Genomic DNA, 205 nt, shown 5'->3' on the forward strand with positions numbered 1-205 from the left:
TGCCCGCCAAGCCGCACGCCACCGTGCTGGCCACTGAAGCCGGCCAGATCGCGCTGGCGCCGGGCAACGAACGCGAGATCGAGATCCTTCGCTACCTGGCCCGTGATCGCGAGTACGTGTCGTTCGAACACGCCTTGTCCGGCCCCGGCCTGCTCAACCTGTATCGCGCGCTGTGTGCGCTGCGCGGGCAGGCCCCGCTGCTGAG

General features: G+C 69.8%; 1 protein-coding gene. It reads left to right on the forward strand.

What is annotated here, in order from left to right:
- Nucleotides 1-205: glucokinase (locus Y882_RS18450; RefSeq protein ID WP_046973419.1), on the forward strand; the 205-nt coding region annotated here is incomplete at both ends.

Source organism: Dyella japonica DSM 16301, from assembly GCF_001010355.1.
In the GTDB taxonomy this organism is placed as follows: Bacteria; Pseudomonadota; Gammaproteobacteria; order Xanthomonadales; family Rhodanobacteraceae; genus Dyella; species Dyella japonica.